Raw genomic sequence first — 26,033 nt, 5'->3', positions numbered from 1 at the left:
GAGGAAGAACAAGCTCATTCGAGGTCCAGCTTAAACCTCTCTGCTTGCTCCAAGACGTACTCCCTTATCTCCCTCGCCTTTGGAAGCTCTGCCACTATTTCGCCGTTTTCGATGAGTGGCTTTAAGAGCGGCTCGACTTTCGCCCCACAGACTGGACACCTTTCCAGCTTTTTATCTGCTGGAACGCGGTGATAGTGGCCGTTCTCACAGCGGTATATCTGCTTCCTTCCGCTGAGCTTGCCGCGCTTGGTGAAGGGCTTTCCCTCGATCTCGACTATGTCGAGGGAGAAGTCTATGGGTTTAGCACTGGCGATGGACGAGCCAACACCGAAAGCATCTGTTATGTCCACTATCTCCCTTATGCTCTCCTCGTTTAGGCCTCCACTGACGAAGATTTTAACGTGGTCATAGCCCATCAAATCGAGCTCCCAGCGAACCTCCTCGATTATCCTCCTGAAGTTGCCCCTCCTCGAGCCGGGCGTGTCGAGCCTCACCGCGGTCAGGCGTTCTCCCAAAGCTTCGGCCGCCATCAGAGCCTCAAACTTCTCGTCGCAGATGGTGTCAACCAGCGCTGTTCTTGGAACTTCCGGCTCGACGACCTCGTCGAAGTACTTCCAGGCTTTCATTTGGTCACCTACGGTAAGAATCAGCGCGTGAGGCATCGTTCCAACGGGCTTTTCACCTATCATCTCCGCCCCAAGAACGCCGCTTACTCCATCACAGCCACCTATGAAAGCCGAGCGGTCAATCATTGGAGCTATTGCCGGATGCATGTGCCTTATGCCAAAGGAATAAACTGGCTTGAAGTTCGCGGCGATCTTGACCCTCAATGCTGCGGTGGCTATACCGCTCGCCTGGCTGAGCATTCCAAGTAAAGCAGTCTCGTAGATGCCGAATTCCTCGTAGTATCCCTCAATCTGAAGAACTGGTTCGTAGGGATGGAATATCGTCCCCTCTGGCATGGCGTAGACGTTCACCGGCAGGCCTTCGAGGAGCTTGGCAACTTCTTCGATTCCAACCAGAACTCCCCACTTCCAGCCCTTTGGAAGTCCCGTCGTGGTTACGTCGGCGAAAACCTTCTTGTGGATGCCCTTTTTCTCAAGGATTTTCTTTGTCCTGATGAAGTAAACGTCAGTGGTCCTTCCGGCTTTTATATCTTCCTCGTGGGCGATATAGAAATCCCTCATTTTCCTCACCTAAAACAACTTTACCCCCCTCGATTTAAGGCTTTCCTCAGTTGAAAGGTCTAAGTAGTACCAAAACTGACCCTGTGAGTAGTGAAATCATGGTCTGCACAATATACAACACCAGGTGATGCTCGACGGAGAAGGTCGCTCACTGGATGGCAGAGGCGATAAAGGACGTAACGTGAGGTAAAGTGACCTGGGTCACCGAAAAACCCAATGTTGACGACCACAATCTGGTGATTATATAGGAACTGTCCTTTCACGAACTCGACGAGTGATTATCCCTAGGGACGGCGGCTTCCTCGACTTAGTTTGAACGGTATCTCTGCCTCCCCACCTTTCTCGATTTTGTGAAGTTCCCGCCTGTAAGCCTCCAACGGTCGATCTTCAACCTTCAGGTAGCCCGCGAAGGTCTTTGGTATCTCCTCGAGCTCGTCGAAAAACCTCGGATAGTTCTTATCTCTGATGATATGGTGGTCGAGTATTATCTCCGCTCCTGTTTCGCGGATTATCTCGTTGAGGTTTTTAATGCCAACCTGCCAGCTTCCCTCAGCGCGCTTACCGAGGTATGTCGGTGGCCCCCCAGTTATGAGCAAATCTGGAATCTTCCCGATTATCCACTCTACAGATTTTCTGTTGAGCATCTGAATATCGCTCGCGTGGATTACTCTCTTAGAGCCGTCATCAATGAGCGTCATCACAACGAAGCCGAGCCTGGAACCTTCGCCTCCATGGGGAACTGCTGGAGAGAACTCCAACTCAACGCCGCCGAGGTCAAAAGATTTGCCGTCCGCGAACTCAATCTTCCCCGCTATCGGTTCGGTGTTTTTGAGGAAGGCCCAAGCGCGCTTCCTCTGGCTGAAGTTTATGTTTTCCTGGGGGTGCTTTATGAAGAGGGGCTTTCCCTCGTATATCTCCCTCGCGTAGCTCTCGCTTGAACTCTCGTACAGACCTTCGAAGAACGGTGTGTGGTGGTCGTAATGATAGTGGGAAATAACGACAACCTCACTCCTCCGCGCGTAGCCCTGAAGCTTCCGTCTCATCTTCTGGAGTACCTCCATCTCGGCCTTAGCCGGTGGAAGGCCGTAGCGCTTCGGCCCGAGGGCGACACCGGGGTCGATGAGGATTTTTATTCCAGAGGCCTCTACGAAGGTGGCTAAGCTCCTCACGCCTAGGCTCTCCGATGTGAGTGGGATGACGCGCATTCCATCACCTAACAAAATGGAGGGCCAAACCTTAATAAGCCCTACCCATTAGTGAGGTTGACCGATGATGAGTGTCATCCCTCCCGAGGAGACGATGAGGACATTATCCCCACCTGAGGTGGTCTCATGTTTGGATTTTTGAGACGAAAGAACAAGGAGAAATACGGGCCGCTCGTTTACCTGAGCGAGCCCACGATACTATATCATACCCGGACGGAGAAGGTCATCCTTGAGCTACTCGAGGAGAAGTTCGGCTCGAACAACTTCATAGTTCCTTCAGACTACGGACTCAAGAGCACAGATCACATGATAAAGGACGCGGAGATATTTGTGGCAATAGCCATAGTGAGCAAGTTCACCTCCCTCGTTGCTAGGGAGATAAAAATCGCCCAGGAGCAGGGAAAGAAGATATACACCCTCGATGTGGCCAGGAAGGGTGACGAGATTCTATACCTCCTTGAGGAAGGCATTCCAGAAAGGATTGAATGGCTCTCCCCGGAGGAAACGCAGAGTCTCTACGCGGCCTTTCGAGGCGAGGATTTCTCAGGCTTCATGAAGTTCTTCTTCGGTGAGAGGAAAAGGCAATGGTAGAGAAGAAAAGAGGTATCAAGCGTTCGCCTTCTTGGCTTGTATATAATTGTGGATTGCCTTTGCCGCCTTTTTTCCATCACCCATCGCTAGGATGACGGTCGCTTCTCCCCTTATTGCGTCTCCGCCTGCAAAGACGCCCGGGATGCTTGTCATGAGGTTCTCGTCCACCACAAGTGTTCCATCGGAGTTCGTCTTGAGACCGGTGGCTTCCTCGCTTATTATTTTGTTGGGTTCAAGGCCAATGGCGATGATGACAGTGTCGGCTTTCAGCGTTATGTACTCAACGGTGCCAACTATCTTTCTCTTACCTCTGCTATCACGCTCATCGAGCGGCCTCATCTTCTCGAACTTCACTGCCTTCACTTTACCGTTCTCGTCCCCTATGAACTCGACCGGATTCACGAAGAACTCAAACTTAACACCTTCTTCCTCAGCGTGCTGAATCTCTTCGATACGGGCGGTCATGTCTTCCCTTCCGCGACGGTAGGCTATCGTAACTTCAGTACCCAGCCTGAGGGCGGAGCGCGCTGCATCCATCGCCGTGTTTCCAGCCCCAATAACGATTGTCTTCTTTCCTATTGCTATCGGCTCGTCATATTCGGGGAAGAGGTATGCCTTCATGAGGTTAATCCTCGTGAGGAACTCGTTTGCGGTGTAAATCCTGTCGAGAAGGATCCCGGGTATGTTCAGGAGCTTTGGAGTACCGGCACCGGTGCCGATAAAGACTGCATCGTACTCTTCAAGGAGTTCCTCAAGAGTTACAGTCTTCCCGACGATGTAGTCTAGCTTTATCTCAACTCCCAACTCCCTGAGCTTTGCTATCTCTTTCTCGAGTATTTCCTTCGGGAGCCTGAATTCGGGAATTCCATAGATAAGTACTCCACCTGGCTTGTGAAGGGCCTCGAAGATGGTAACCTTGTAGCCCATCTTCACAAGCTCTCCCGCACAGGTCAGGCCAGCAGGCCCGCTTCCGATCACGGCGACCTTTCCCTTCATTTCCCCATTGTCTCCCATGAATTCCTTGAGGAGCACTTCCTCTATGCCGTGTTTCCTCGCGTAGTCAGCCACGAACCTCTCCAGCTTGCCTATGTTTATCGGCTCTCCGACCTTACCCATCACACAGTTCATCTCACACTGCTCCTCTTGCGGGCAGACCCTTCCCGTAACCGCAGGTAAGGTATTGTCGTTCCATATTACACGCAGGGCGTTCTTGACGGCTTCATCCGGGTTATCAGGGTTCTCACGGAGGGCCCTTATGAATCCTGGTATGTTTATGTGGACAGGGCATCCTTTGATGCATGGCGCGTACTCGGGTGGACACTGTATGCAGCGCTCCGCTTCCTTTAGGGCCGAAGCAAAGTCATAACCGAGGTTAACCTCAACGAAGCTCCTCACCCTCTCCTCCACTGGCACTTCTGGAGTGGGAACGCGCTCCTTGATAAGCTTAGGTTTGGCCCTCTCCATTCAGATCACCCCATTCTCCCTCAGCTTGGCAAGGTATCTCTCCCTTGCAATTTTCTCCTGCTCAGCAAAGCGGGCGTTCCTCTTTATGGCATCGTCCCAGTCTATTTTGTGAGCATCCATCATCGGCCCGTCCCTGCAGGCGAACTTTATCTCACCGTCGTAAAGAACCCTACACGAACCGCACATTCCTGTTCCGTCAACCATTATCTGCCTGACCGTGACTATCGTGGGGATTCCGTAGGGCCTTGTTAGCTCAGCGAGCTTTTTGAGGGAGCCGAGCTTTCCACCGCCGAAGACTATATCCACCTTGTCCTTCTCGATGAACTCATTGAGGACATCAATGTAGTGGCCCTTTATACCAACGCTTCCATCTTCTGTTGTGAGGTAGTGCTCGTCCGCCACCGGTTTTGCTAGGTACTTCTCTGGATAAACGTTTGCGGCGTTCTCAAAGGTCTGAATCGCTATAGTGTAGTTTCCAACTTCTTTCATGGCCTTGAGCGTTGCGTAGCTCTCGGCCTGCGCACAGACAGCATTCGAGACAAAGACAACGTTGCCGTAGTACTTGACGTCAATCGGCTTTCCAAGAGGGCCTGTTATACTGAGAATCTCGTCTCCAACGTCGAACTCATACCAGAGCTTGAAGGTTGTGATTCCATGGCGTCTGAGAAACATACCTATCCTTCCGTCATCAGCATGATAGACAGACATCGGGACTCTTTCGCCCTTATCATCGGGAATCAAAACCACGAACTGGCCCACCTTCCAGGAGCGAGCTATGTGGGGTGCCTCGACCTCCATGAAGAAGTCTATGGCGCTCAGGTTCTCCTTTTTTGTTATTTTATACCCCATAATGCACCACCTTAGACATGTGTTCAAATTTGTCCACCCAAGGTTTTTAACCTAAGGTTTATATTCCTTTTTTAAACCAAAGGTTCAGAACTCCGAGCCGCCCCAAAAAAGTTCTCTGCAGACTTTATTATAGACGGGCTAAAGAATAAATTTAACGAGGAAGGCTTTTTATCATATTATGCCAAGACCAATACAAGGTGATGGAAGTGGTGAAAATACCTCCAAGCCATCCGCGTTACTGGAGCCTTTACTATAGAGAGAAGATCATCGAGGGAATGGAAAAAGGAATGACGGCGAAGGCAGGCTTGATTGCCCACGGTAGGGGAGAAGCCTTTGACTATCTCATCGGCGAAAGGACGATAGAACCTGCCGAGAGGGCCATGAGGGCAGCGGTCGCGAAGCTCCTCCTTGCGGAGGATCCTGTTGTATCCGTGAACGGCAACGTTGCGCTTTGGTGCCCAAGGAAACCATAGAGCTCGCTAAGGCTTTAAACGCGAAGCTCGAGATAAACCTCTTCTACCGCACGGAGGAGCGCGTTAAAGCGATAGCAGAAGAACTTCGCAAATACGACCCTGAGATAGAGCTCCTTGGTATAAACCCGACGAAGAGGATTCCCGGCCTGGAGCACGAGCGCGGCAAAGTCGATGAGAACGGTATCTGGAAGGCCGACGTGGTAGTTGTTCCCTTGGAGGACGGTGACAGAACAGAAACTCTTGTGAAGATGGGCAAGTTTGTGATAACTATCGACCTGAATCCACTCTCCCGCTCGGCAAGGATGGCAGACATAACGATAGTTGACAACATTGTCAGGGCTTATCCAAGGATGACGGAGTTCGCCCGTGAAATGAAGGACTACAGCAGGGAGGAGCTTCTCAGGATCATAGAGGAGTACAACAACGGAAAAGTTCTGAACGATGTTCTTCTCCACATAAGGGACAGGCTAACTAAGCTCGCGGAAGGTGGGATTTGGAGAAAGAAAAAACTCGATTAAAGCTCCCTTTCTGTCTTTTCCACAAGTTTTCTGAGGCCTGTTATGAGCTCTGCCTCGGTTTCTGTGTGGGATACTATGAGGGGAACGCGCTCGCGCTCGGCAAGCTTTACCGCTAGCTCATCGAGCTTCTTGACGCCGTGAAGCACCACAACTGCCGGCTTGAGCCCCTGAACGCGGACGGCTATCATTGGACTCCTTCCAGTCGTTACCTTGGTGAATATGAGCGCCCTCTCCGTCGTCCATCCGTAGAGCTTAAGGAACTCTTCCGCCGACATCTCGAGGATCGCTTTGATGCTGTCAACGACTGTGTAGCCGTATATCTTCCTGTCGAGGAGGTGCATGTTCGCCACTACCTCACCTTTGACGGCACTCACAATGTCCTTTATCGTGACGGGCAGTGCGAATTCCCTTATGTCCAGAATAGCGTTGGTTGGAAGCTCGTTCCCGAGAGTCTTGCTGAAGGCTTTTATGACGTTGCCTCCTCTGCGCTCGTCTATTTCCAGGAGGGCCTCTACAAACTTCCTTATGGTTGAGGCACCAGGACTCTTCCTCCTCCCACCTTCATAGTCGCTTATGACGGAAGAAGAGACGCCGAGGTATTCGGCGAGCTCCGTCTGACTTATACCGAATATCTCCCTCCATTTGCGCATGGTCTTTCCGGGGTCGGAGGAGAGGGTTATTTCCCCTGCTATCCTCTTGGCGAGAGCTTCTTTCTCCTTTTCAAGCATAGTGAAAGATATTCGTCAATCATTATAAACCTTTCGGCAATTGCCTAACAAACTTTGCTTTGCAAAGTTTGATCAAAGTGATTAACCCATTACGATTGCAGTTTTGCAATGAATTCCTCTTTTTACTTGGCTTGCTTGTTGATGGATCCATTCACTGAATGGCGGTGTTTATGCGAGTTTCTCCAACCTGACGCCTTACTGGCATCTAAAACAAGGTGAACCCGCGTTAAACCGGCCATTTTAAGTTGAATCCAGGTTTAACATTAATTGGGAGATTAAATGCAGTCTCAGAGTTGCCCACGTTTGGCGGTCAAGCTTAAAAACCTCCCATCCTACGCTGGGTCGGTGGAAGAGAATGGCGATATACTTCATTGGGTTGGGACTCTACGACGAAAAGGACATCACGCTCAAGGGCCTTGAGATGGCCAGAAAATGCGACCTCGTCTTTGCCGAGTTCTACACCTCGCTTTTGGCAGGGACGACGCTTGATAAAATTGAAGGACTCATAGGGAAGCCCCTCAGGAGGCTCAGCAGGGAAGAGGTAGAGCTCCAATTTGAGAGAATCGTTCTTAGCGAGGCGAAGGGCAAGGACGTCGCTTTTCTAACCGCTGGCGATCCTATGGTGGCAACCACTCACTCCGACCTCCGCATAAGGGCAAAGGAGCTGGGCATTGAGAGCTATGTAATCCACGCGCCCAGCATCTATTCTGCCATAGCCATGACTGGCCTCCAGATATACAAGTTCGGCAAGAGCGCAACCGTGGCTTATCCAGAGAAGAACTGGTTTCCAACGAGCCACTACGACGTGATAAAGGAGAACAAAGAGCGGGGACTTCACACGATGCTCTTCCTTGACATAAAGGCCGAGCAGAACAGATATATGACCGCCAACGAGGCCATGGAGATTCTTCTCCAGGTTGAGGAGATGAAAAAACAGGGCATCTTCACGCCGGAAACCCTTGTCGTCGTTTTGGCCAGGGCCGGCTCGCTAACGCCGACGCTTAAAGCCGGTTATGTTAAGGACATGCTAAAGGAAGACTTCGGAAGGCAGCCGCACGTTATGGTCGTTCCCGGGAAGCTGCACATCGTTGAGGCTGAGTACCTTGTGGCCTTCGCCGGTGCGCCGAAGGATATACTCGACGAAGTCTAGGCGAAAGCTTTATATTTCCGTTCCCTTCCACTATTCCCGGGACGGGCCCGTGGTCTAGCCTGGTTATGACGCCGCCCTCACACGGCGGAGGTCCGGGGTTCAAAGCCCCGCGGGCCCACCAGAAACAAACTTTTCTGGCGAAAAGTTTGATCAAAGTTGGCATCTCATTCTGAAGTTGCCCACTTCTAAGCGAGTTTACATTTAACCTGTCAATCTTCAGGGTTTACGCTTCAAAAATAATGTCCTTTGGGCATTAAGGGGAGAAAAACCTCTTAACTTGCCAGCTTTTTGAATTAAACTCGCTTTAAACTAGCAAGCTTAAAAGAAGATGCGAACTCATTTCTGCCCGTTTAGTGAGAAGTTTATCCTTTGATAAAACTTTGTTCCAGCAAAGTTTGTTTGCCTGCGCATATTGGAGCGAAGCTCCGACACACTGAGAACTTTGTTCTCAGTGAAGTTTCATCAAAGTTAGTACGTCTCTTCTAAACTGCCAATCTTACAAGTAGACTCGCTCTTTAAAGGGCAAGTTTAGAGTGTTCAACCCAATTTAGCGCCCTACGGGCGCAGAAGAAAGGAACAAACGTCAAAAGCTTTGAATTTAAATAGAGTCCCATCATAAACGGCGATAAATAATGGACGTACAAATTCATCTTGACTCAATTCTACCAGCCAATATTTTTGATCAAACTCTCGCTATCAAGTTTTGTCTAGCAAAGGTTGACCAAAGTGTCCCTTTCTTGCTCAAGGACAGAAAATCAAGCGTGCACTATCAAATCCCTAGGATTTAAAGGGTTTGTACAAAAGTAATCTTTTTGAGAGGTTTATACTCTTATTCTGACGTCCTTCGGACGCCTTGAGGAGAGTGAAACCCTGAAGAGTTGGCAACTGGTGAGTAAACCTATTTCACAAGAGACCAATTTAGAATTGAACGCGATTTTTCCGTCAACACTCAGCCTTTAGGAAAAGCTGGCGAAAGGCTCGTGATTCTTTTTAGTGCACGTCCAATTTTGGGGATTTAACGTTTGAACGGTAAGTTACTAATGGAATGCAATTCTGAAGTTTAACCTGTCGAGGGTTTGCTTTCTTTAGCGCTCCGGAGGAGCGCAGGTGGAGTAAAAATCCAATCAAAGGTATATCAATACGACTGCATTCCTTCAAAAAGCGCCCATTGAAACGAAATTCCTTCACGAGAAATCCTCAAACAGGAATCACGAACTTTGATGAAATTTTTGATTGGCAAACAAACTTTGCTGGAACAAAGTTTAATCAAAGAGTGCCCTCCTCTTCAACTTGTTGGAGGACAGTCGTGCACTCATAATTTGCTGGTTGGAAAGTGGGTTTAACTTCAATGGAAGTCTTTCAAACAGTTTGCTTTTTGTTCTGGCGTCCAAAGGACGCCTTGAGATTAGCAAACCCTGAAAAACTGCAACTTGAAGAGTAAATCATCACAAAACTTGACGTTCTTAGAAAAGCACCTAATTTTCCGCCAGCGCTTGCGAAGCAAGGGCTGTTGTGGTGCGGGGGCGGGGATTTGAACCCCGGAACCCCTACGGGACGGGACCCTAAATCCCGCGCCTTTGACCAAACTCGGCAACCCCCGCGCGGATGGAACTTCTCCCCCGCTCTTTAAAAACTTTGAGGGGCAAAGCTTATAAGGATGTAAAGGAAGCTTTACGTAAATGAAACTTTACATGGTGGGAGCATGAACTGGGGCGCTGTCGTCGGACTCATCCTTGGGCTCGCCGTAGCGACCTACCTTCCGGTTATTTACCGAAGGAACATAGGGCTCGAAATGGACGAGAGAGTTGCGAGAATAGAGGAAAAGGCCTCGAAGGTGACCCTTGAGCTTGTTCAGTTAGTAAGTGGATTGGGAATCGCCTACTCGGCCTTCGTTGCCAAGAACCTCTCAACGGCCTTCACGTTCCTTCTGCTGGTTTTCATGGCATCAACCTTCGGACACCTCGCGTTTAAGGTTCACTACTCGAGGGTGATGTGAATGGAGCGATACCGCTCCTTGATTTTCGCCTTCCTCCTTGCGATGTACCTGCCGATGTTATATTTCCTGAACAGCAGGCCCGCCCTGAGTCTGGTCTTTTTCATGAGCGCAGTTGCCGGGACCTGGGCAATCGAGAAGTTCTACAACGCGAAGGTTGAACCTGTCGGGAACGAGAGGGCGGAGCTGATAAAGCTGAGGAGCTTCTACCACGGCACATTAACGTTTTTGACTGGAATAACGCTCGAATTCATATGGCTCGCTGGAAACGACCAGGAGAGTGCTCTCGTATTCGCAAAGCTCCTCGCGGTTCCGCTTACGTTGATGGTAGGGGCCTTGGTCATCTCCAGGGCCTACTACTCAAGAAAGATGTGAGGGATTGAGTTATGAAGAACCGCCTCCGCGAGCTCAGGGAAGCCAGGAGGCTAACCCAGGAGGAGCTGGCCAAAGCCCTCGGCGTTACAAGGCAGACGATAATAGCGATAGAAAAGGGTAAGTACGATCCGTCGCTTAAGCTCGCTTTCAAGATAGCGCGCTTTTTTGGAGTTCTCATTGAAGACATTTTCGTCTACGAGGGTGATGGCGATGTTTAGGAGCAGATACCGGAAAGTTGCTTGGTTTCTCCTCCTCGGGGCCTTAGTGACGGGCTTTTCCGGTGGCCTTTCAGGGTTTGAGCGGGCCAAGTGGCTTGCCCTGCTCCTTGGCATTGGGGTGGTTGCACTCCTCGAGTACGACAGGAGGTTGTCAAATGGCGGTCATAAAAGTTGAAAACCTCGAAAAATACTATGGGAAAGTCAAGGCCCTAAATGGGATAAGCTTTGAGGTTAAAGAGGGTGAAATATTTGGTCTGATAGGGCCAAACGGCGCAGGTAAGAGCACTACGCTGAAAATACTCGCCACCTTATTGAAGCCAACCGTTGGGAAGGCAATCATAGCTGGTTACGATGTTGTCAAAGATGCCCCGAAGGTGAGGGAGCTGATAAGCTACCTGCCGGAGGAGGCAGGAGCTTACAAAAACCTCACGGGCATCGAGTACCTCGAATTCATGGCGAGGCTATACGCGAAGGGTGGAAGAAATGTGGAGGAAATGCTTGAGCTCGGTGTCAAGATTTCAGACCTGGGCGAGAGGCTCCACGATAAGGTCTCCACTTACTCTAAGGGCATGACGAGGAAGCTCCTCCTCGCGAGGGCCCTGATGGTGAAGCCGAAGCTGGCCATCCTAGACGAGCCCGCGAGCGGGCTGGACATAGTCAATGCTTACACCATACGGAATACCATAAGGGATTTCGCAAGGAACGAGGGCGTTACCTTCCTCATATCGAGCCACAACATGCTGGAGGTCGAGTACCTCTGCGACCGAGTGGCGCTCATCAACCGGGGCAGGATAGTTGAAATGGGCACTCCAGCAGAGCTAAAGGAGAAGTACGGCGCTAAAAACCTTGAGGAGGTCTTCATGAGTGCCGTCGGTGCTGAAATCAACGAGCCCGTTGGGGGTGAGGGCTCATGAGCGACTTCTGGGTGATGGCAAAGAAGGAGCTTAAGAACCTTTTCAGGGACAGGAAGCTGCTCTTTGGCCTCGTGGTGATTCCCCTCATCCTGTTTCCCATCATGGGTAAGGTGATAAACGTCGGCATAGAGCAGGCTCAGGGCGAGACTAGGGTCGCCATAGTGAACTTCGATGAGGGGAAGTACGGGGAGACTCTCATAAAGGCCCTTGAGGTTACCCCAAACGTGACCGTTACCGTTATTAAGGCCACCTCGCTCGACGAGGCTCTCAGGAAGGCTGTTGTGGAGAAGCAGAACGTTTTGGTTGTAATTCCTCCAGACTTCTCGGCTAAACTGGAAGGCAACGAGAAGGCTAATGTGCAGGTTTACGGGATATTTACATCCATAGGTGCAGGAATAAAGGAGAGCGTCAGCGAGGGCAGGATAAACGCGGTTATAGGACTTCTCGGAGACGAAATAGCCAAGATAAAGGTAGAACAGCTCGGTGCCCAGAATCCCGATGCCATCCTCCAGCCGATAGAGACGGAGAGCAGGTCTGTAATCAACGGCAAGGTTGTTGACGTCTCTCCAAGTCTGGTTTCCAACGTCATAGCCTCTCAGGCGTTCTCGATACCGATGATAGTCTTCCTCATGGTCATAATAACCTCCCAGATGGCCGCAGGGGCGATGGCGGCTGAAAAGGAGAACAAGACCCTTGAGACCCTCCTGACGCTTCCGGTGGCGAGGACGAAGATAGTCGGCGCGAAGATATTCGGTACCGCCGTGATGGGCCTAGTCGCGGCTTTGGCCTATATGATTGGAATGCGCAGCTACCTCGGCTCCTTTGGACTGGGCGCTGTTGGCATAACCCTTGAAGACATCGGACTCCGGGTTACTCCGACGGGGATGCTCCTATTCTCCCTTGTGGTCTTCCTGACCATAATATTCGCCCTCAGCCTGGCGATGATACTGGCTATCTTTGCCGAAGACGTCCAGAGCGCCAACACCGTTGTAAGCGCCGTCATAATGCCACTGGCCTTTCCGGCCTTCCTCCTGATGTACACGGGCATCAACGATCTGCCCGTGGCCGTCAAATACCTCCTGCTGGCGATTCCCTTCACGCACCCCATAGTGGACTACCGCCACATACTCCTTGGAGACTACGCCCCCGTGCTCCCCAGCGTGGCCTACCTCGCCCTTATGGCCGGGCTGACGCTCTACGTTACTGCCTGGATATTTTCAACCGAGAAGATGCTGACGGCGAAGATAAGCGGGGGGAGGAAGAAAAGAGAGTGAACTCTTTCTTTTTTATTCTATCGGTACTCCGTCCTTCGTCCTCGGGGCGAGCCACTTCATTATCCTGTGGGGATTCTTCGTGCGGATGATTATCGTTATCGGGCCGAGGGGGGATTCCTCGTTGAAGTTCACCTTCCCGGCGTATGCCGCCTGCTTGTTGACCTTTATTATGATCTCCTCACCGAAGTAGCCCTCCTCAAGGAAAGAGCGCGCCGTGTCGAGTATGGCCTGCCCGCGGAAGAGCTCGTAAAGCCTCTGGAGGGCTTTCTTGCTCTTGGTTCTGCCCGTCAGAATGATGTAGTCGCCCCTATCGAAGGCCTCGAACTCCAGTCCTGGAACGAGGTTCAGCATGGCCTCTTTGACTTTCTCGATATCCTCAGTTGGATAAACGTAAGCCTCGACTTCGACTTCCTCAAACATGTTCCCACCGCTATTGGCTCTACCCAAAGCTTATAAAACCAACCCACGAATTAATTAGGGTGGCCTAACTATGTTAGAGAACTTCATCACGAACCTGGCCGAGTGGCTGCTTGGAATCTCTGGGGGTAGCATTCTCTGGGTATCTTTCTACGCGGGCCTGTTCGTGGCCGTGATGACTTCTCTCGGCGCAATGGTTGCCATCTTCGCCAAGAACATACCCGAGAGGGGCGTGGACTTCAGCCTCAGCTTTGCCGCCGGCGTCATGATAGTGGCCAGCTTTACGAGCTTAATCCTCCCGGCGATATATAGCACGGGTAGCTTTGCTCCTGCCGGGATTGGTATAGCCCTCGGTGTGTTGCTGGTCTTCCTGATAGACCGCATCATTCCCCACGAGCACATGGTCAAGGGCTATGAGGGGCCCAGCGATTTGAAGAACAAGCTCAGAAAGGCCTGGCTCCTTGTCTTCGCACTCGTAATCCACAACCTCCCCGAGGGCTTGGCTATCGGCACTTCTCTCATCTACAACCTTGAGGTTGGTCTCGTGACGGCCATAGCGATAGGCATCCAGGACTTCCCGGAGGGGACTGTGGTTTCCCTCCCCCTTGCGGTCATTCAGAAGAAGCGCCTCCAGCCAATCCTCATAGGTATCCTCAGCGGACTGGCTGAGATGGCAATGGTCATCGTAGGGGCGGTCTTCTTCACGGCCTTCGAGTGGTCCCTACCCTACGGTCTCGGACTCGCTGGCGGGGCGATGCTCTACGTTACTGTCAAGGAGATGATTCCCGAGATATACAAAAGAGAAGAGAACGACATTCTCGTAACCCTTGGTTTCTTTGTGGGCTTCTACGTGATGCTGTTCCTTGACTCAATGCTCGGCTAAAATCCTCTCCACGAGCTCCTTGACCTTTTTCTCATATTCTTCCTTCGGTCCGTCGTTGACTATCATGTAGTCGGCCATCGCTATGACGTTGCCTATGCCGAACTTGAGCTCCTTCCAATCACGCTCCTCGAAGTCCTCCCAACTCTGCGGGTCGTCGCTCCTTCCTCTCTCTCTAAGCCTCTTGAAGCGCTGCCTCGGCGGGGTGTGGACGGCAAAGATAACGATCTCCTCATCGGGAAAGGCGCTCCTAAATGTTCCTATCTCGTCGAGCGAGCGGACGCCGTCGATGATTACCACCCGGTGCTTCTCAAGGAGCTCTCTTACCTTAGGAACAGTGAGTTTTGCTACTGCATTCTGGCCGAGCTCCTGCCTTAGGCGGATGCTGACCTTCGCCATGCCCTCCTTGGTCTTGGGGATTCCCCTGCGCTCCGCCTCTTCTCTTACGACGTCCCCCATAGAAACGTGAGGAATTCCTCTCCTGGCGAACTCCCAGACGATTTTGCTCTTTCCAGAACCCGGCATTCCAGTTACGATGATTATCATAGTGCCCACGCCAACGTAAAAGATGGGAGTTTAAAAATTTAATCCACGTTCAGTGATTTGTGCCTTTTCTCTTTTTCAAGCTTCGCCTTTCAGGGGAGAGGAGGTCAGTTCTGGAATAGATTATGGCGTCATCTTTGCTGTCACTGCTTTTTCTCCCAGTGGAGGTTGAGGACGATGTAATTATCTAAGGAAGTCGTCGAGCGTTCCCCTGCGCTTTTTGGGGTTTCTCTCGTCTGCCCCTTTCTTTGATGCCCCTGGAAGCTCAACGCCGAAGTACCTGAACAACCCTTCGATGACCTTCATACCTATTCCCTCGACCGCGAGGAGCTCGCTCACTTTGGCCCTGATTATGTCCTCCTGCGTCCTGAAGCCCGCGTTATAGAGCGCCCTCGCCCTCTTCCTGCCGATGTTGGGTAGCCTGACGAGCTCGAGGAGTTCTTCCCTAACACCGTGCCTCAGGCGGAGGTGGAGATTCCTGAGGTAAGCTAAAACCTCCTCCTTCGGCTCGAAGAGCTTGTAGAGCTCAATGAGTGAATACATCAGCCAGTCAGCAAGCTCGAGGATTCTGTAGAGGTCGCCGGGGTCTATGTTGTAGGCGTCGTATATCCTCGTCTCGGGCACTTCGTTTATCCAGTCGAGGAGGATTTTTGCCGTTTTTACCTCGTTGATGAAGCTCTGGAAGGTGTAATCCTCCCAGTAGGGGATGTTGACGTAGAGCTTCTCTTCCATCTCGTATGCCAGATCGAGATAGTCCTCCATCTCCTTCCTGCGCGCGTTCAGTGTGCCCATGTCTGGTGTGGAGGCTATCAACTGGAAGATTCCAAAGGGATTTGGATTTTTCTCCAGCTTTGGAAACGCATCGCGGAACTTCTTGGCCGTGAGCGGGTCTATGTAGAGCTGCGACGTTCTTCTGCCGAATAGCAGGGGCATGAAATGGTCGTTAAGGTCAAGGTCTATGAACTCGTTCTCGATGAGGAAGTAGACTATCTCCTTCGCCTTCCACTCCAGCTGAGAGGTGTCGCTCCTCTGGTGGAAGTAGAATGTCCTCTCAAGGAACTCTATCAGCTCGCGGAAGTTTCCGATGCTAAAGTTGGTGATTAGGGCCAGAATCTGTCCCCTGAAGGCTGATTCGTTAGATAGCATTGAGAAGAGCTTTTCCGGCTTTCCAAAGACGTAGCGCTCCATCAGCTTCTTTGGATCCTCAGTCTTGGCCACTATTATGGCCTCTCCACGTTTGTCGTACTTGGGCCTTCCAGCGCGCCCCATCATCTGCTGAACCTCTAAGACGGGTATGTCCACCCAGCCGAAGTTGGAGTAGCGCTTGGTGTCCCGTATTATGACGCGAAACGCGGGGAGGTTTATTCCAGCAGAAAGCGTCGGAGTCGCTGTTATTACCTTAATCAGGCCTTCCCTAAAGGCATCTTCTATCACCGTCCTCTCGCTTCTCCCCAGTCCAGCATGGTGGAAAGCCACACCCTTCTTTAGTGCTTCCCTCAGCCTGTTGTTGGTGGGGTTGCTCTCCAGCGACTCCGTCAGCTCCTCCAGCTTTCTCTGCTCGGGCTTCGTGAGGAGTCTGTAAATCTTGGAGGCAAGGCTCACCGCTTCCTTTTCAGCCGAGCGTCTCGTGTTCACAAAGACGAGTGCTTGCTTGCCCTTTTTTATTGCATCAACTACGAGGGAATCCCAGCTCGAAGGATACCGGTCTATTTTACCGTCCTCCCAGAAGAGCTGGCCGTGGGAGAAGACTCCCTTTCTCAGCTCCACGGGACGCCAGTCGCTCACAACGAGCTCAGCGTTGAGCCACTCTGCCAACTCTTCTGCGTTTCCAACGGTGGCGCTCAGGGCTAGGATTTGAGCCTTATCGAGCATATGACTGAGAATCATTTCCAGCGTTGCTCCTCTATCGTAGGAGCCTATGAGGTGGACTTCGTCCGCGACTACGAGCTTGACGTCCCTAATCCAGCTTGAACCATGCCTCAGGAGGGAGTCGAACTTCTCGGCGGTGGCGACTATTATGTCGTACTTTCCGAGCCACTCATCGGTGGAGTCATAATCCCCCGTCGTCGCCGCGACGCGCAGTCCCAGCACTTCCCAGGCTTTGAACTCGCGGTACTTCTCCTCGGCGAGGGCCTTAAGAGGGACGAGATAGATCGCTTTTCCGCCCTCATGCAGGAGTTTGTTGACCATCACTATCTCAGAAACGAGGGTTTTCCCGCTAGCCGTAGGGATGGCAAGGACTAGGTTCTTCCCCTCAAGTACCCCGCTTTTCAAAGCTTTGGCCTGAGGGGGATAGAGCTCCTCTATGCCTCTCTCCCGGATGATCCTTTTAACTCGCTCATCAACGGAAAGCTCCTCAATTCTCATAACCCTCACGTCCGATTTCATTCCGCCGGCGGTTTTATATGCTTATCCCCCTAAGGTTGTGGGGGAGAACATGAGGGTGAGGTTCTCTACGTCCTGTTCGAGACGAAGACGGGGAAATACGGCGTCGATACATACTTCTCGCTCAGGGTTGCGAAGCTCAAGAGGCGGGCGACTCTGATAAGGAAGGCCGATGACCTTGAGTGGACAATGGACAGGCCACCGGTTCTTCTGCTTGACGATGACGGCGTGGAGAACTACTTTGGGGAGCTTTTCCTGGCCCTCTATGAGCTGAGTGGAGAGGGTTCAGGAAGCGAACTGACCACATGAGGCGCTGGAATGTGTGACGTATCATCGGCATCCCTATGGGGCACCAGAGGCACATTGACAGGGACGAAGAGCTAGCAAAGGAGAACCGCGAGGCCATTTTGGCGCTGGCGATACTGCAGAAGGTGCTCTGGGCGAAGAAGCCGAAGGACCTCGAATGGATCCTTGTGAGGCTCTACCGCTACGCTTTCTTGGAGGTTGAGATGACCGGGAGCGAAGTGGGCGACCCCATTTATAGGGAGCTGTTCAAATAAACCACGGGGCTGGAATGGCGCTCGTGTGGCTGAACTGGGCGAAAGGAGAAAAGGTCTAAAACTTGGCGTAGAGCCAGCAGGCGGCATAGTGGTCCTTCTCACCTCGATGAGCGGAGGTTTCTCCTTCCTGCACCGCTCCTCCGCGGAGGGACAGCACAGGTGGAAGCAGCAGCCGCTCGGGGGCTCTATGAGATTTGGAACAGTCCCTGGAATCGTCTCAAGCCTGTCTATCTTCCCGAGAGGGTTGGGAACGGCCCTGGGGAGTCCCGGGGTGTAGGGCTGAGGGAGGACGAGCTTGAAGACGCCGGCGGTCGGACCGTCGTAGCTGAAGAACCTCTTGAGGTCGTCGAGACTCTTTATCTCGGCGGTCTTGCCGCGGTACTAGGCTATGAGTAGGTGCTCCTTGAGGTACTGGTCGAACTCCTCCTCTGTTAGTGCCTGTGAGGCGTTGACGTCCATGAAGCTGCTCACCATCCAGCTGACGCTGTGGCCGAGCCTCTCAACGCGGAGGAAGGTGAAGGCAACGTCGGTGGCGTCAATCAGGTAGGTCTTGTCGTTCCACGGGTCGTAGGCATTGACGCCGTCCATTATGAGGAAATACCACTCGATACCGTCCTTGTTGTGGGCCCAGGCGACGGCGAGGTCCTGGCTGGCCTCCTCGGTCTCCTCTTTCCAGTAGGTGACGAGGGTGTCGCCTATCTCGTGCCATATCTGCCAGCCGAAGGTCTCGTAGGTCATGGCCGGGTCAAAGCTCTCCGGCCACCCGCGGTGGCTATGACGTAGGTCTCAGGATCGTTGGTGCAGTCCTTGATGCCTATCATAACAACCGGAGCGTTCGTGTCCTCGGTGAGGAGGTCGTAGCGCTCGGCGAGGGTCGGGTGGTAATAGCGTCCCTTGACCCAGTCCCAGTAGACGCGGAGCTGTATATTCTGGCCGAGAATGACCTCAGGAACGAACTTGTTTCCGAGGATGTAGAACGCCTTAAAGAGCTCGGTTCTTATCGTCGGTTCGGTTTCCCTCCTCGCGGTGACGACGAGGGCATCAACGTGCTCATCGCGGAAGAACGCTGGATTAATCGCACCGAATCCTAGCCATTCTCCCTGAGGGTCTTGACGTCCGGCGTGTTGGCTTCATCGACGACGTAGCTGACGGTTATAACCTTCTTTCCTTCGGGAAGCTCGACGGTCGGCTTCTCGCCCTTCGGGCCAACAATGATGACGCTCTTGTCAGTGACTATCACATACACCTTGTCCATTTCTATGATGACGGGCCCACCCCGGGCTGAGGTTTGAGAACCGCTCTGCGTGGAGGTGCCGGTTTCGGTCTGTGTGCCCGTCGTCGGTGAGCTCTGGGTCGGGGTTTCAGCGGTGGATGTCGTTGTGTTCTCAGAGTCGCTGACCACTACTGAAAAAACCACCAAAAAACAACCAGCGGGGTTATTGCACCCTTGCCTTCACTAAATACCCTTCTGTTCATTGAGGACATAGTCTCCTACAATCGGGTGAGTAATAAATCTTTCGATGGGTATATTAGTGCTCTGGTCGCCCTTTTAATGTACCATTGGTTATTAACTCTCATTGGGTTTAAATTCGCAGCAGGGGCGCCCTGAAAAACTACGAAAAGCTTAAATGATGTGTGAGAGTAAATAAAAACGAAAACCTTTCCCCGGTGGTGAAAAAATGGTTAGGTCGTACGTTTTATTGACTGTTGAGATTGGAAAAGTAGAAAGCGTCATAGAGGCCCTTAAGCAGATTCCTGGGGTCACCAAGGCCGATGCAGTCACCGGGCCCTACGATGCGATAGTCCACATCGAGGCCAAGGACCTCGGGGAGCTGACCAGAAAAATACTCCATGACATCCATAACATCGATGGGGTAATTGATACAACGACCGCTATCGTCGTAGAAATGAAAGAAGAGGAGTGACTACCTTTTTCTCCTCTTGGATTTGGACTTCTTGCCCTTAGAGTGAGTTCTCCTGATTTCTCCGATTTTCTGACATATCATCTTGAGACTCTTACCCTTGGGGTGTTTGCTTTCTATCCTGACCATTCCACGCCTTCTGTACTCTTCATCGAGCCCTGCCAGCTTTGGATTGAGCTTGTTCTCGTCGACCTCAATGATTTTCATCCCAAGACTTTCTGCGGCATTGATGATTTCCCGAATCGTGGGCCCATCGACAGCAAAGCTCTTGCCAACGGCGCGCCCGTATTTCCTGCTGAGCCGTGCATCGAGCTCGTTGGGCCACACCACAAACTTTCTCATTTCTTCCACCTAAAAGGTTTAAAAGAGGAGTAGTTAAAAACCCTTTTGGTGAGCTGATATGGACACCACCGACTTTGAGACTTATCTCTTCGGGAAGGTCCAAAAGGGCGACATCGTTATGGTAGAATATCCTTCGGTGTATCCAGTTGAGGAGTTTTCGTGGGGATTGCTCATCCCTATGCTCGTGGATAGGGGGGTAGTTGTTATAGGTGACTTCTTTGGAGTGGGAGACCTCATGTTCAGGAACTACATTCGCAGAATATCCGGCAGGGAATATTCCAAAATCATTGAAATCATCAAAAAAATCAAGATTGTCAAAGTTGGCCCTGGCTCGGCCAGTTACGGCGAGGTAATAGAGGAAGTGGTACCAGTTTATGATTCCCACGGTTTCTTCAAGAACTACCACATGGTTGTTAACAGGATGGCGAACTGCCCAGCCAAACCAGATTACGTCCTGACATTCGGCCTGGCCCAGTACATACGCTTTGGAGGCGATGAAGCAATGAAAGCGATACTCACAAGCATCAGTACAATCCCAATGGAAGACTGGATCGGGATTCACTTTGTTAATGTGGACATTTTAAGTCCCGAGCATCTTGCGATGCTTGAGGAAGTCTCGTCGATAGTCTTCTACATTTCCAAGGAAGGTTTAATTATAAAAAAGGAAGGTGAGGCGTTTGCTACAGGAGGGGGATAAGGTATTGCTAATAGATATGAGGGGGAAGGGGTACCTTCTGACGGTTGAGAAGAAGGAGTTTCATACGGATCTTGGTATAATCAACCTCGAGGAGCTCCTTGAGAAGGATTACGGTGAGAAGATAACCAGCCACAAGGGCGAGGAGTTCCTCATCCTCAGGCCGAGCATAATAGACTACATCGAGAAGATGAAGCGCGGGCCGCAGATAGTCCACCCGAAGGACGCCGGAATAATAGTCGCCTACGCGGGAATTTCGCCGGGGGATACGATCGTCGAGGCTGGCGTCGGTAGTGGAGCTTTAACCATCTTTCTCGCCAACATCGTTGGCCCCACCGGACGAGTCATCAGCTACGAGATCAGAGAAGACTTCGCGAAGATAGCCGAGCGCAACATCAGGTGGGTGGGCTTCGACGACAGGGTCACGATAAAGCTCAAAAATATCTACGAAGGGATAGACGAGGAAAACGTTGACCACATCGTCCTCGACCTCCCACAGCCAGAGAACGTTCTTCCACACGCAGTCAAAGCCCTTAAGCCCGGCGGATACTTCGTGGCTTACACGCCGTGCATGAATCAGGTTCACCGGTTCTATATTGCACTTCAGGAGTACCGGAAGCACTTCTACAGGCCGAGGACCGTTGAAGTCCTCGTCAGGGAGCAGGAGGTTAAGAAGGACTGCATGCGCCCGAAAACCAGGATGCTGGCGCATACTGGATACATAACCTTCCTGAGAAAGCTCTGAGCCACTATTGTCTTCTATTCTTTGGACGGCTTGTATTCGAGACTGTCCATTCTAAAACGGCCAATTCTCGTGAATATCTCCCAGAGTTCGAAATTATTTCGGGGTTGATAACCAAAAGTTAACAACAGATTTATAAACACTCAGAGTTGTAAACCTCTTTGATGTCCAAATCTGACCACATGTATGGAGGTGTTCATTGTGTATAAAATCCTCGAGAAGAGGGAAATCGCCATGCGCAACACTTGGTATAAAATTCACGCCCCCCATGTGGCCAAGAAGGTCGAGCCGGGGCAGTTCGTCATAGTCAGAGCCTTTAAGAACGGGGAGAGAATTCCCCTCACTCCGGTCATGTGGAACCCTCAAGAGGGATGGGTGGTTCTCATTGTCTTCACCAGGGGAAGGACAACAATGAGGATGGCCTTTGAGCTTAGGGAGGGCGACGAGATACTCAACATAGCCGGGCCGCTCGGAAATCCGGCTCCCATGGAAAAGTTCGGTAAAATACTTGCTATCGGTGCCTACACTGGAATAGTCGAGGTCTTCCCAATAGCCAAGGCCTGGCAGGAGCTTGGAAACGACGTTACGACCCTTAACGTTACCTTTGAACCGATGGTCGTCCTCAAGGACGAGCTCGAAAAGGTCGTTGGGAGGCACATGGTTGAGCCTGTTCCAATAGACCCGAACCTTGACTTCCCAGCCAACATGAAAAACGTCACCAAGAGGCTCACCGAGAAGGTCCGCGAGATGCTCGAAAAGGAGGACTTCGACCTGGTATTCATGGTCGGTCCTACTGGAGACCAGAAGGCAGTCTTTGAGGTCGTTAAGGAGTTTGGCCTCCCAATGAGCGTTGACCTGCACCCGATTATGGTTGATGGAACTGGCATGTGTGGTGCTTGCAGGGTAACCGTCGGCGGTGAGATAAAGTTCGCCTGCGTTGACGGGCCCGAATTCGACGCCTACCAGGTCAACTGGGACGAGCTCATAGCGAGGAGCGGCTACTACACCGACCTCGAGATGAGGGCCATGCAGGAGTATATGAAGGCCTTCCAGGGAGGTGCTCAGTGATGGCCGTTAAGAGGAAGCTCATCAAAGAGCGCGTTCCCACTCCCGAGCTCCCAGTTGGGGAGAGGATAAACTCATTCAAAGAAGTCAATCTCGGCTACACCTTCGAGCTGGCTGTTAAGGAGGCCGAGCGCTGCCTTCAGTGTCCATACAACTATGCCCCCTGTATCAAGGGATGTCCTGTTCACATCGACATTCCAGGATTCATAAGCAAGCTCGTTGAGTACCGTGATGATCCTGATAGGGCCGTCAAAGAGGCTCTCAACGTAATCTGGGCCTGCAACTCACTCCCGGCGACCACAGGTAGGGTCTGCCCGCAGGAGGAGCAGTGTGAGATGAACTGTGTGATGGGCAAGGTTGGCGACAAGATAAACATCGGCAAGCTGGAGCGCTTCGTGGCAGACTACGCCCGCGAGCACGGCATCGACGAGGAGCTGCTTTTCGAAATAGTGCCTAGGATAGAGAAGAAGGGCCAGAGGGTTGCCATAATCGGAGCTGGTCCAGCTGGTCTCACCGCCGCCGGCGAGCTGGCAAAGCTCGGCTACGACGTCACTATCTACGAGGCCCTCCACGAGGCGGGCGGAGTCCTCATGTACGGAATTCCCGAGTTCAGGCTGCCCAAGGAGATAGTCCAGAGCGAGATTGAAAAGCTCGAAAAGCTCGGCGTCCAGATACTCACCGACCACGTCGTCGGAAAGACGGTGACGATTGAGGAGCTCCTCCAGGAGTACGACGCGGTCTTCATCGGCTCCGGTGCTGGAACGCCGAAGCTCGTCAACGCTCCCGGAATAAACCTCAACGGCATCTACACCGCCAACGAGTTCCTGACCAGGGTCAACCTCATGAAGGCATATCTCTTCCCAGAATACGACACACCGGTTAAGATAGGGAAGAAGGTGGTCGTCATAGGTGCTGGAAACACAGCTATGGACGCGGCGAGAACCGCGAGGAGGCTCGGCGCCGAGGTCACCATAGCCTACCGCCGCGGCCCAGAAGACGTCAGCGCCCGTGTCGAGGAAGTCGAGCACGCCAAAGAGGAGGGCATAGAGTTCTCGTACTTCGTTAACCCAGTGGAGTTCATAGGTGAGAACGGCAGGGTAAAAGCTGTCAAGTTCGAGAAGATGCAGCCCTTGAACGAGCGCGATGCCAGGGGCAAGAGGAAGATAGTCCCAACGGGTGAGTACGTGACGTTTGAGGCCGATACGGTTATCATAGCCATTGGAAAGCACCCAAACAGACTCATCGTTAACACGCCTGATTTAGAGGTCGAGCGCGGAAAGATAGTGGTCGACGAGAACCTCATGACGAGTATTCCTGGAGTCTTCGCCGGTGGAGACGCGATAAGGGGCGAAGCAACGGTTATTCTCGCCATGGGTGACGGAAAAAGGGCTGCAAAGGCGATACACGAGTACCTGACGAAGAAGAGGGAAGAGCAGAGAGAGAACGCCTGAGCTCCTTTCTCTGTTCTTCTCAACTTTCCTCTTACAACTACTACCCCAGAAGTTGCGGCACCTTTATCAATTCCCTGGCAAATGAAACTCTGGCGATGACAAACTCCGGAGTGGCTGAATCGGGCATGCCATGATGAAGGGCATACTGGCCGAGCCGCTAATTTACTAAACTCACAAAAGAGATAACCGCGCTGAGATTCTTAGGATATGTCATTTCTGGCTGTTGATTTAATGTTCACTCGTGCTAACCCTCAGATAAGCGAATACGGCCATTACAAACACCTCGTGCGGGTGCGTAGACAAGTGCTTATAGGCCGTTTGCCCCTCTACGGGACAAACTGTCAGTGTTGGATTTTGTCTCATAAGGAGTTCTGGAAAAGAAACGACTGTTGTGGAACAACTCTGTGAGGGGTTTGTCCGCTACAAAACGGTCGCTTTGCACCACTCCAGATGATATACTCACTTTTTCTTTTCAACTACCTCCACCACCTCGCGGAGGACATCAGCAACGAGACTACTCTTAAAATAGGCCTCGTGAATCCTGATGAAATAACGGTGTTTTGGTAGTATGGTCTTGTTCCAGAAAAACCTCCTTCTTTCTACCACTTCAACTTGCTCCAGAACAATCTGGATTAATGAGAACCGCTGGCCTTTGCGGTCGATGAGGAAGTAGCTGTTCCAGAACTTCCCTATGTCCGTTGCCACTGGACTCTCGAACATATAGTCGATTTTGTCTATAATATTCCAGTAAGCCCCGATCTTTTTCTCCGGGTCGAAGAGCGCCCTCACTTTGTATTTCTCCACGATTTTTCTCAGAAACTCGAGTGCTTCCGATTCCACACATTAGGGGGTATATTTCTCTTTGGAGGACTTATAGCTGAGGAGAAACTCGCCGCTCCCCAACTTTGGGTTAGCGAAGTCCCCGAGAACGAAATTGAGAAGTGAGTATGGAGCGAGGAAGAAAACGGCGGAAAGTCCCAGGTATGCCCTAGCCAATTTGAGTTTTATCCAACCCGTCCATTCGTTACTTCTTTTTACTATCCTTGGTCCATTTCCGTATTATTGAAATGCTATTCTCGATATCGAGCTTCAATACCGAGGTTGTGGTCGTTGAGACCACATATATGAGAAAGCCGGCGCCTACATTCTCGATGTTCGGTTCCACATAAACGAGCGTATCAGCCCACCACAACAAAAGAATGCCGTAAATCGCTCTGCAAAGGATAAATGTGGGAACAACCCACTTTTCAAACTCCCCCAGCAGATTGTCCACCCACACAGTAAGAGACATCTTTGAAGCAACTTCGGGGAACTTTTCATAGAATACATCTTCGAGCTTCTCATAGTTCCTAATTGCGGCGCTCACCAGCTCGAAAGCCTTATCGAGGAATTTCTCGAAGCCCTCTTCCTCGTCCTGTGTTATATCGGCTGCCCTCCGTGATAGAATTCTCCGGACACATACATACTCTACCAGGATCGCTACGGAGAGGATAAAGCGGATATATGTGTTAGATGGCCATAGGACAAAAGCCGCAACCCCGGTGACGGCCGTGAAATAGAGAGAAACTATCTGGATCAGTTTAAGCGAGGTTGTGAGTTTCCTCTTGTCCTCTACGACCGCACTGACGAGACCTATGAGTTCCCCCAAACCACGGCTGCGACACTACATAATTGTTCGTGTTTCGTCTTATAACCTTACCTGTGCCAGTGATGCCGCAGAGTCTTAAAGTTTTTTCTACATTGTTACCATTAGTAAAGGTATAAATGAGCACGAGGTTGTGTCCGTGCTGGACAACATCATCAGCTCCGTGAAGCTATGCTCCATTGATATATATTACTAGGTGCGGCCCTATAGAGCGGTGAGATGAACAGGGGAGCGACCTTCTCCGGAATCCTGCGAAGCCCTCGTTGAGGAAATACGGAGGGAGAACGATCCGCAGAGGGCAGAGAACCTCCGCATTGAGATCTCGAAACGAAGGCAGATATCGCCGAGGTTTTAAAAAAGAGAAAAAGGTTGCGGTTGTTGATGGACGGCATGGGAGTACTCCCTGGCGACAAAAACGACCATGATATCTAAAAAGAACGAAACTGAT

26 protein-coding genes, 2 tRNA genes and 2 pseudogenes are annotated in these 26,033 nt (G+C 51.5%); 17 read left to right on the top strand and 13 right to left on the bottom strand.

The annotated features are described in order from the left end of the window. Positions 1–14: 14 nt before the first annotated feature. A complete protein-coding gene (locus tag A7C91_RS02445; protein ID WP_068664603.1) occupies positions 15–1,187 on the bottom strand; it encodes a nicotinate phosphoribosyltransferase in 1,173 nt (390 codons plus the stop codon). A gap of 284 nt (positions 1,188–1,471) precedes the next feature. Continuing rightward, a complete protein-coding gene (locus A7C91_RS02440) occupies positions 1,472–2,392 on the bottom strand; it encodes an MBL fold metallo-hydrolase (RefSeq protein WP_068664601.1) in 921 nt (306 codons plus the stop codon). A 126-nt stretch (positions 2,393–2,518) separates the two neighbouring features. Between A7C91_RS02440 and A7C91_RS02435 the strand changes: the two genes are divergently transcribed. Next, positions 2,519–2,983 (top strand): hypothetical protein, encoded by a 465-nt coding sequence (locus A7C91_RS02435; RefSeq protein ID WP_068664599.1) that lies wholly within the window; start codon positions 2,519–2,521, stop codon positions 2,981–2,983. A 15-nt stretch (positions 2,984–2,998) separates the two neighbouring features. On the opposite strand, the gene gltA (A7C91_RS02430) is transcribed toward A7C91_RS02435, so the two are convergent. Both gltA (A7C91_RS02430) and A7C91_RS02425 read right to left on the bottom strand, forming a co-directional pair. Continuing rightward, entirely contained in the window at positions 2,999–4,447 is a 1,449-nt protein-coding gene (gene gltA, locus A7C91_RS02430; RefSeq protein WP_068664597.1) for an NADPH-dependent glutamate synthase, read from the bottom strand. Further along, positions 4,448–5,296, bottom strand: a complete 849-nt coding sequence (locus A7C91_RS02425) for a sulfide/dihydroorotate dehydrogenase-like FAD/NAD-binding protein (RefSeq protein WP_068664596.1) — start codon at positions 5,294–5,296, stop codon at positions 4,448–4,450. It lies immediately after the preceding gene. 206 nt (positions 5,297–5,502) lie between these two features. Between A7C91_RS02425 and A7C91_RS02420 the strand changes: the two are divergent. After that, positions 5,503–6,287, top strand: a pseudogene (locus tag A7C91_RS02420) (4-phosphopantoate--beta-alanine ligase). Here A7C91_RS02420 and A7C91_RS02415 read toward each other — a convergent pair. Beyond that, positions 6,284–7,015: a helix-turn-helix domain-containing protein gene (locus tag A7C91_RS02415; protein ID WP_068664594.1), complete on the bottom strand. Its 732-nt coding sequence runs from the start codon at positions 7,013–7,015 to the stop codon at positions 6,284–6,286. The pseudogene A7C91_RS02420 and the gene A7C91_RS02415 overlap by 4 nt on opposite strands. Positions 7,016–7,370: 355 nt before the next feature. Here A7C91_RS02415 and dph5 point away from each other — a divergent pair, with 355 nt between their 5' ends. Together dph5 and A7C91_RS02405 are read left to right on the top strand one after the other, a co-directional pair. Further along, complete coding sequence (gene dph5, locus A7C91_RS02410) at positions 7,371–8,165, top strand: diphthine synthase (RefSeq protein ID WP_068664592.1); 795 nt, start codon at positions 7,371–7,373, stop codon at positions 8,163–8,165. A gap of 43 nt (positions 8,166–8,208) precedes the next feature. Continuing rightward, positions 8,209–8,286 (top strand) — tRNA-Val (locus A7C91_RS02405). Between the two features lie 1,392 nt (positions 8,287–9,678). On the opposite strand, the gene A7C91_RS02400 is transcribed toward A7C91_RS02405, so the two are convergent. Further along, positions 9,679–9,766 (bottom strand) — tRNA-Leu (locus A7C91_RS02400). A 101-nt stretch (positions 9,767–9,867) separates the two neighbouring features. On the opposite strand from A7C91_RS02400, the gene A7C91_RS02395 reads away from it, so the two are divergent. From A7C91_RS02395 to A7C91_RS02370, 6 genes are read left to right on the top strand one after another with little or no spacing between them, the layout of a single operon-like run. After that, a complete protein-coding gene (locus tag A7C91_RS02395; protein WP_068664590.1) occupies positions 9,868–10,161 on the top strand; it encodes a DUF2178 domain-containing protein in 294 nt (97 codons plus the stop codon). Continuing rightward, positions 10,162–10,533: a hypothetical protein gene (locus A7C91_RS02390; RefSeq protein ID WP_068664588.1), complete on the top strand. Its 372-nt coding sequence runs from the start codon at positions 10,162–10,164 to the stop codon at positions 10,531–10,533. It abuts the gene before it with no gap. An 11-nt stretch (positions 10,534–10,544) separates the two neighbouring features. Then, a complete protein-coding gene (locus tag A7C91_RS02385) occupies positions 10,545–10,751 on the top strand; it encodes a helix-turn-helix transcriptional regulator (RefSeq protein ID WP_068664586.1) in 207 nt (68 codons plus the stop codon). Continuing rightward, positions 10,738–10,926: a hypothetical protein gene (locus A7C91_RS02380; protein WP_199920089.1), complete on the top strand. Its 189-nt coding sequence runs from the start codon at positions 10,738–10,740 to the stop codon at positions 10,924–10,926. Before A7C91_RS02385 ends, A7C91_RS02380 begins: the two co-directional genes overlap by 14 nt. Further along, positions 10,907–11,665 (top strand): ABC transporter ATP-binding protein, encoded by a 759-nt coding sequence (locus A7C91_RS02375; protein ID WP_068664582.1) that lies wholly within the window; start codon positions 10,907–10,909, stop codon positions 11,663–11,665. The genes A7C91_RS02380 and A7C91_RS02375 overlap by 20 nt, the downstream gene beginning before the upstream one ends. Continuing rightward, complete coding sequence (locus A7C91_RS02370; protein WP_068664580.1) at positions 11,662–12,939, top strand: ABC transporter permease; 1,278 nt, start codon at positions 11,662–11,664, stop codon at positions 12,937–12,939. Before A7C91_RS02375 ends, A7C91_RS02370 begins: the two co-directional genes overlap by 4 nt. 12 nt (positions 12,940–12,951) lie before the next feature. Here the strand turns inward: A7C91_RS02370 and A7C91_RS02365 are convergent, their stop codons facing one another. Then, positions 12,952–13,359, bottom strand: coding sequence for an RNA-binding domain-containing protein (locus A7C91_RS02365; RefSeq protein ID WP_068664578.1), 408 nt, complete (start codon positions 13,357–13,359; stop codon positions 12,952–12,954). 70 nt (positions 13,360–13,429) lie between these two features. Between A7C91_RS02365 and A7C91_RS02360 the strand changes: the two genes are divergently transcribed. After that, positions 13,430–14,239 carry a ZIP family metal transporter gene (locus tag A7C91_RS02360; protein WP_068664575.1) on the top strand — a complete coding sequence of 270 codons (810 nt, stop codon included), beginning with the start codon at positions 13,430–13,432 and terminating at the stop codon, positions 14,237–14,239. On the opposite strand, the gene A7C91_RS02355 is transcribed toward A7C91_RS02360, so the two are convergent. Further along, positions 14,225–14,782 carry a dephospho-CoA kinase gene (locus A7C91_RS02355; RefSeq protein ID WP_068664573.1) on the bottom strand — a complete coding sequence of 186 codons (558 nt, stop codon included), beginning with the start codon at positions 14,780–14,782 and terminating at the stop codon, positions 14,225–14,227. The genes A7C91_RS02360 and A7C91_RS02355 overlap by 15 nt on opposite strands. A 180-nt stretch (positions 14,783–14,962) precedes the next feature. Then, on the bottom strand, positions 14,963–17,146 hold the full coding sequence (locus A7C91_RS02350; RefSeq protein WP_068667371.1) for an ATP-dependent DNA helicase: 2,184 nt from the start codon (positions 17,144–17,146) through the stop codon (positions 14,963–14,965). A gap of 362 nt (positions 17,147–17,508) precedes the next feature. On the opposite strand from A7C91_RS02350, the gene A7C91_RS11545 reads away from it, so the two are divergent. Beyond that, positions 17,509–17,724, top strand: coding sequence for a hypothetical protein (locus A7C91_RS11545; protein WP_234394509.1), 216 nt, complete (start codon positions 17,509–17,511; stop codon positions 17,722–17,724). A gap of 156 nt (positions 17,725–17,880) precedes the next feature. Here the strand turns inward: A7C91_RS11545 and A7C91_RS11535 are convergent. After that, positions 17,881–18,979, bottom strand: a pseudogene (locus tag A7C91_RS11535) (ABC transporter ATP-binding protein); the annotation flags it as partial. A 424-nt stretch (positions 18,980–19,403) separates the two neighbouring features. Here A7C91_RS11535 and A7C91_RS02335 point away from each other — a divergent pair. Further along, positions 19,404–19,649: an Lrp/AsnC family transcriptional regulator gene (locus tag A7C91_RS02335; protein WP_068664571.1), complete on the top strand. Its 246-nt coding sequence runs from the start codon at positions 19,404–19,406 to the stop codon at positions 19,647–19,649. Here the strand turns inward: A7C91_RS02335 and A7C91_RS02330 are convergent, their stop codons facing one another. Further along, complete coding sequence (locus A7C91_RS02330; RefSeq protein ID WP_068664569.1) at positions 19,650–19,988, bottom strand: signal recognition particle protein Srp19; 339 nt, start codon at positions 19,986–19,988, stop codon at positions 19,650–19,652. Positions 19,989–20,046: 58 nt separating this feature from the next. Between A7C91_RS02330 and A7C91_RS02325 the strand changes: the two genes are divergently transcribed. The 4 genes from A7C91_RS02325 to gltA (A7C91_RS02310) all read left to right on the top strand — a co-directional run bounded on the left by A7C91_RS02325 (position 20,047) and on the right by gltA (A7C91_RS02310) (position 23,940). After that, the gene (locus A7C91_RS02325; RefSeq protein ID WP_068664567.1) at positions 20,047–20,685 is read left to right on the top strand and encodes a DUF257 family protein; all 639 of its coding nucleotides are present in this window, start codon (positions 20,047–20,049) and stop codon (positions 20,683–20,685) included. Next, positions 20,666–21,427 carry a tRNA (adenine-N1)-methyltransferase gene (locus A7C91_RS02320; protein WP_068664565.1) on the top strand — a complete coding sequence of 254 codons (762 nt, stop codon included), beginning with the start codon at positions 20,666–20,668 and terminating at the stop codon, positions 21,425–21,427. The genes A7C91_RS02325 and A7C91_RS02320 overlap by 20 nt, the downstream gene beginning before the upstream one ends. Before the next feature lie 198 nt (positions 21,428–21,625). After that, a complete protein-coding gene (locus A7C91_RS02315) occupies positions 21,626–22,492 on the top strand; it encodes a sulfide/dihydroorotate dehydrogenase-like FAD/NAD-binding protein (RefSeq protein WP_068664563.1) in 867 nt (288 codons plus the stop codon). Continuing rightward, positions 22,492–23,940 (top strand): NADPH-dependent glutamate synthase, encoded by a 1,449-nt coding sequence (gene gltA / locus A7C91_RS02310; RefSeq protein WP_068664560.1) that lies wholly within the window; start codon positions 22,492–22,494, stop codon positions 23,938–23,940. The genes A7C91_RS02315 and gltA (A7C91_RS02310) overlap by 1 nt, the downstream gene beginning before the upstream one ends. A 459-nt stretch (positions 23,941–24,399) precedes the next feature. On the opposite strand, the gene A7C91_RS02305 is transcribed toward gltA (A7C91_RS02310), so the two are convergent. Continuing rightward, positions 24,400–24,780 (bottom strand): hypothetical protein, encoded by a 381-nt coding sequence (locus A7C91_RS02305; RefSeq protein WP_068664558.1) that lies wholly within the window; start codon positions 24,778–24,780, stop codon positions 24,400–24,402. A 184-nt stretch (positions 24,781–24,964) separates the two neighbouring features. Continuing rightward, positions 24,965–25,588 carry a hypothetical protein gene (locus A7C91_RS02300; RefSeq protein WP_068664556.1) on the bottom strand — a complete coding sequence of 208 codons (624 nt, stop codon included), beginning with the start codon at positions 25,586–25,588 and terminating at the stop codon, positions 24,965–24,967. Positions 25,589–26,033 lie beyond the last annotated feature (445 nt).

It is taken from the genome of Thermococcus piezophilus, assembly GCF_001647085.1.
GTDB classification, from domain to species: Archaea; Methanobacteriota_B; Thermococci; order Thermococcales; family Thermococcaceae; genus Thermococcus; species Thermococcus piezophilus.
Note: the sequence above shows the minus strand (reverse complement) of the source record. Positions and strands in the feature narration are given on the sequence as shown.

Bases quoted from the DNA above. Each gene is read 5' to 3' on its own strand.
- A7C91_RS02395 (WP_068664590.1), top strand. From the start codon at position 9,868: ATGAACTGGGGCGCTGTCGTCGGACTCATCCTTGGGCTCGCCGTAGCG.
- A7C91_RS02350 (WP_068667371.1), bottom strand. From the start codon at position 17,146: ATGAGAATTGAGGAGCTTTCCGTTGATGAGCGAGTTAAAAGGATCATC.
- A7C91_RS02445 (WP_068664603.1), bottom strand. From the start codon at position 1,187: ATGAGGGATTTCTATATCGCCCACGAGGAAGATATAAAAGCCGGAAGG.
- A7C91_RS02335 (WP_068664571.1), top strand. From the start codon at position 19,404: ATGGTTAGGTCGTACGTTTTATTGACTGTTGAGATTGGAAAAGTAGAA.
- A7C91_RS02365 (WP_068664578.1), bottom strand. From the start codon at position 13,359: ATGTTTGAGGAAGTCGAAGTCGAGGCTTACGTTTATCCAACTGAGGAT.
- dph5 (WP_068664592.1), top strand. From the start codon at position 7,371: ATGGCGATATACTTCATTGGGTTGGGACTCTACGACGAAAAGGACATC.
- A7C91_RS02415 (WP_068664594.1), bottom strand. From the start codon at position 7,015: ATGCTTGAAAAGGAGAAAGAAGCTCTCGCCAAGAGGATAGCAGGGGAA.
- A7C91_RS02375 (WP_068664582.1), top strand. From the start codon at position 10,907: ATGGCGGTCATAAAAGTTGAAAACCTCGAAAAATACTATGGGAAAGTC.
- A7C91_RS02325 (WP_068664567.1), top strand. From the start codon at position 20,047: ATGGACACCACCGACTTTGAGACTTATCTCTTCGGGAAGGTCCAAAAG.
- A7C91_RS02360 (WP_068664575.1), top strand. From the start codon at position 13,430: ATGTTAGAGAACTTCATCACGAACCTGGCCGAGTGGCTGCTTGGAATC.
- gltA (WP_068664560.1), top strand. From the start codon at position 22,492: ATGGCCGTTAAGAGGAAGCTCATCAAAGAGCGCGTTCCCACTCCCGAG.
- A7C91_RS02380 (WP_199920089.1), top strand. From the start codon at position 10,738: ATGGCGATGTTTAGGAGCAGATACCGGAAAGTTGCTTGGTTTCTCCTC.
- gltA (WP_068664597.1), bottom strand. From the start codon at position 4,447: ATGGAGAGGGCCAAACCTAAGCTTATCAAGGAGCGCGTTCCCACTCCA.
- A7C91_RS02425 (WP_068664596.1), bottom strand. From the start codon at position 5,296: ATGGGGTATAAAATAACAAAAAAGGAGAACCTGAGCGCCATAGACTTC.
- A7C91_RS02330 (WP_068664569.1), bottom strand. From the start codon at position 19,988: ATGAGAAAGTTTGTGGTGTGGCCCAACGAGCTCGATGCACGGCTCAGC.
- A7C91_RS02435 (WP_068664599.1), top strand. From the start codon at position 2,519: ATGTTTGGATTTTTGAGACGAAAGAACAAGGAGAAATACGGGCCGCTC.
- A7C91_RS02440 (WP_068664601.1), bottom strand. From the start codon at position 2,392: ATGCGCGTCATCCCACTCACATCGGAGAGCCTAGGCGTGAGGAGCTTA.
- A7C91_RS02370 (WP_068664580.1), top strand. From the start codon at position 11,662: ATGAGCGACTTCTGGGTGATGGCAAAGAAGGAGCTTAAGAACCTTTTC.
- A7C91_RS02355 (WP_068664573.1), bottom strand. From the start codon at position 14,782: ATGATAATCATCGTAACTGGAATGCCGGGTTCTGGAAAGAGCAAAATC.
- A7C91_RS02390 (WP_068664588.1), top strand. From the start codon at position 10,162: ATGGAGCGATACCGCTCCTTGATTTTCGCCTTCCTCCTTGCGATGTAC.
- A7C91_RS11545 (WP_234394509.1), top strand. From the start codon at position 17,509: ATGGGGCACCAGAGGCACATTGACAGGGACGAAGAGCTAGCAAAGGAG.
- A7C91_RS02385 (WP_068664586.1), top strand. From the start codon at position 10,545: ATGAAGAACCGCCTCCGCGAGCTCAGGGAAGCCAGGAGGCTAACCCAG.